General features: G+C 40.6%; 4 protein-coding genes. All 4 read left to right on the top strand.

Annotation, left to right across the window (positions count from 1 at the left end):
- Positions 1 to 945: 945 nt before the first annotated feature.
- The 4 genes from JKP82_RS20640 to JKP82_RS20625 all read left to right on the top strand — a co-directional run bounded on the left by JKP82_RS20640 (position 946) and on the right by JKP82_RS20625 (position 2852).
- Positions 946 to 1224 carry a hypothetical protein gene (locus tag JKP82_RS20640; protein ID WP_218398569.1) on the top strand — a complete coding sequence of 93 codons (279 nt, stop codon included), beginning with the start codon at positions 946 to 948 and terminating at the stop codon, positions 1222 to 1224.
- A 111-nt stretch (positions 1225 to 1335) separates the two neighbouring features.
- Complete coding sequence (locus tag JKP82_RS21090; RefSeq protein ID WP_218398571.1) at positions 1336 to 1512, top strand: DUF2695 domain-containing protein; 177 nt, start codon at positions 1336 to 1338, stop codon at positions 1510 to 1512.
- A gap of 41 nt (positions 1513 to 1553) precedes the next feature.
- Complete coding sequence (locus tag JKP82_RS20630) at positions 1554 to 2381, top strand: hypothetical protein (protein WP_218398568.1); 828 nt, start codon at positions 1554 to 1556, stop codon at positions 2379 to 2381.
- Between the two features lie 111 nt (positions 2382 to 2492).
- The gene (locus JKP82_RS20625) at positions 2493 to 2852 is read left to right on the top strand and encodes a hypothetical protein (RefSeq protein ID WP_218398566.1); all 360 of its coding nucleotides are present in this window, start codon (positions 2493 to 2495) and stop codon (positions 2850 to 2852) included.
- Positions 2853 to 3017: the final 165 nt, after the last annotated feature.

The raw sequence follows: 3017 nt of genomic DNA, 5'->3' as shown, positions 1-3017 counted from the left end.
CTGGGACGCTAACATGTGGGCTGACTCACTTCGTTCGGATTTTAGCCCACATGCTAGCGCCCCTTAGCTTAAAGTTAGATACTCGCAGGTATTCATGGCATCGTTTCTATTTTTAGCTTGCATGCTTAATTTTTTCTTTCTCGGTGGCAGAGGCTTACTAATTGCTTCAAAACTAAAACAATTAATCGGGTACAACGGAAGCACATTGAGTCTTTATTACACAATACAAAATAGAGCTTTTTCAAATTCCAATACTCTAGTTAACGAAGCAAATTCTGAAGCCCTAACTCTACTTATTCAATGCAAGCAAAATATTAGAGTCATGTTTGCAATTGGCTTTGCATGTATTGTTGCCTCAATTCCTTTTGCATAGTAAAAACGTATCTAACAAAAAAATTAAGTTCGCCCGCTGCGCGGGCTGGGACGCAAACACGCGGGGCGGCTTCGCCATTATGCCCCACGTGCCTGCGCCCCTTATTTAAAAGTTATATGCCAAAGGAATAATATGAGTAAAAGGAAGTTTTGGGCAGTTGTCTTAACTGTCTGTTTTATCACTCACATTCTTTGTTATTTTCACTTCGTATATACCGGCGACACCGTTGCAGCCATTTTTGGGTATTTTGCATCTCTAGTCGTTATGCCGTTCGCTTTTATCGGTGTTTTAGCTATCGCATTAATATCGTTTCTAAATTTCAGTACAAAACAAAAATGGGCTTTATTTCTTGCACCTACAATTACCCTAACTAGTTTTTTAGTGTATTTTTATTATGTAATTCAATACGGTGGGCCTCATTAGTGCAACTGGCATATAACAAACAAATTATGTCACTCGCTGCCGCTCGCTGGGACGCAAACACGTGCGCGGCTTCGCCATTATTGCACACGTGTTTGCGCCCCATATTTGGAAGTTATGTTTCTTAGTTTTACCAAAAAAAGGAATTTACGTTGAAACCGTACCCTAATATACAAACTCACAACTTAAAGTTACTGTTACTACTAGCGCGTATCACCGTCTATATTGGTTCTGTTGTTCTTATCATCGCTATTGGAACAGGCGTCATTGCATTTTTCACCGGTGGGTTAGCAACCTTTTTCCCTGTGCTTACATTTACGCCATTAGCCATCTCTATTTTATTTTTTTCTGGGTTAATGGCAGCCATAGTTTCATTTGAGGAAAACTATCGCGTAAGGACATTGCACCTCGTAAAAAGCAATGAAACATAACAAACGCATTAAGGGCGGACGCAAAAAGTAAACAGGAAGAATTAGAAAAGTTACCTTTGTCTTTGTCTCTATTGGGTCAACTATTTAATTATCTGGACGAACGTTTAACGTCTGAAGTCTGGTCGATTCAATCACTCAAACAAATTAGCAACAGAGTTCATCCAAAGTCACGAACTAGATTCAGACGTTATCTTACCTTGGTTGGCTGAACAAGGGGGCTATTGTGATTGTGAAATATTGGCAAACGTTGAAGAATCTTGGGAGGATGATATCAGCGATGCCACATAACAAAAATATTAAGTCGCTCGCGGGCTCGCTGGGACACAAACATGGCGGCTGTGTCGCTTCGCTCCGATTATAGCCGCCATGGTTGTGCCCCTTATTTGGGTGTTAGGTTTTTTCAGAGGAATTTTGTGAATTTTCAAGCTTTTTACGGAAGAAATGAAAGGAATATTTTCACCATTATTTTGGTGTTTTGTATTGGTTTAATGATTGGCCTTTTTACTAACCTAGAAAGCGAAAATTCGGTTAAGCTAGTTATAACACTTGCTGGAACATTTACTGGTGCATTTTTGGCTTTTAAGTTTGCTCGCAAAAATGAAGAAGCAAAAGAACATAGGACGAATGTCAGGGCTGCCAACAGTTCAATAGCCCAATTAATAAGATCCTATAATCACTTCAATGGATATAAAAAACAATTCATAAACCCATTTCGCGACTCACCGTTAAAGGCGTTTGAAATATTACCGTCTATTGGAACAGCGCAAATGGAATTGCAACTATCCATAGATTCTCTATCCTTTATTTTTCAGAAAAATGCATTCCTTCTTCAGCAAGTATTGGAAGTCCAAGACGAAATCAATTCGACAGTTGAGCTAATTACAATAAGAAACGATCTTCATCGAAATGAGGTTCAAAAGAAGATGGGCGAAGCTAGTTTTGGCAATGGTCAGACTATCAGCAACTCTCAACTGAAAACGGCACTTGGTGAAAACTTGTTTTCCACTATGATTGGCCTAACTGATACAACCGTCAGTTCTGTTGACTCACTCTGCGGCTCAATAGAAAACATCATAGAAAAGTTATCGAGTACCACCAAAGAAATATACCCACGCCATTCGGTTGTAAGAATGGAAAAACCTAACAAAACACTGTAGTCACTCGCTGGCGCTCGTTGGGACACAAACACGCAGGCTCCCTTCGCTTCGCTCGGTATTATAGCCTGCGTATTTGTGCCCCTAAGTGGGGTGTTATGCACTAGGTGGAAAATGAAAATTTTCAAATCTGAACAGGACTTGATTGAAAAGCTGGAAGCTCACGAGGGATTTGTCGTTTCATGCGCGCAAGGTGAAATCGACTTAAACCAGTTCCTTACAGAATATGATAATTTCTATTTCCGCTTTGCACTGGATGGGCACGAATCCGATGAAGAAGAAAAGGCTCTCTTGTCAAAATATGCCAGTCGAATAACTTTACATGAGGTATTGGCTAACGAAATATTGGGTAAGCTTTGCTCGGAAAATGATGCTCAAAAGCAAAGTTTTATTAAAAGTGGCAGGCTTGGTCCTTTTCAGGTGGTTCAAGCCATACAAGGTTTGGTTAAAGGCGCGCATAACAATCCACTGTAGCCGCCCGCAAGCGGGCTGGGACAAATACACGTAGGCTCAGTCGCTTCGCTCCAATTTTAGCCTACGTGTATTTGCCCCTAAGTGGGGTGTTGGTATGACTCCCCTTGTCAATAAAAACCGAGTGTCTCCCTGACATTTTTTCGGTCCATAATTAGCTGCTTTCTT

The organism is Alteromonas lipotrueae, from assembly GCF_019249215.1.
GTDB lineage: Bacteria > Pseudomonadota > Gammaproteobacteria > Enterobacterales > Alteromonadaceae > Alteromonas > Alteromonas lipotrueae.
This window is presented reverse-complemented; position numbering and strand designations above follow the sequence as displayed.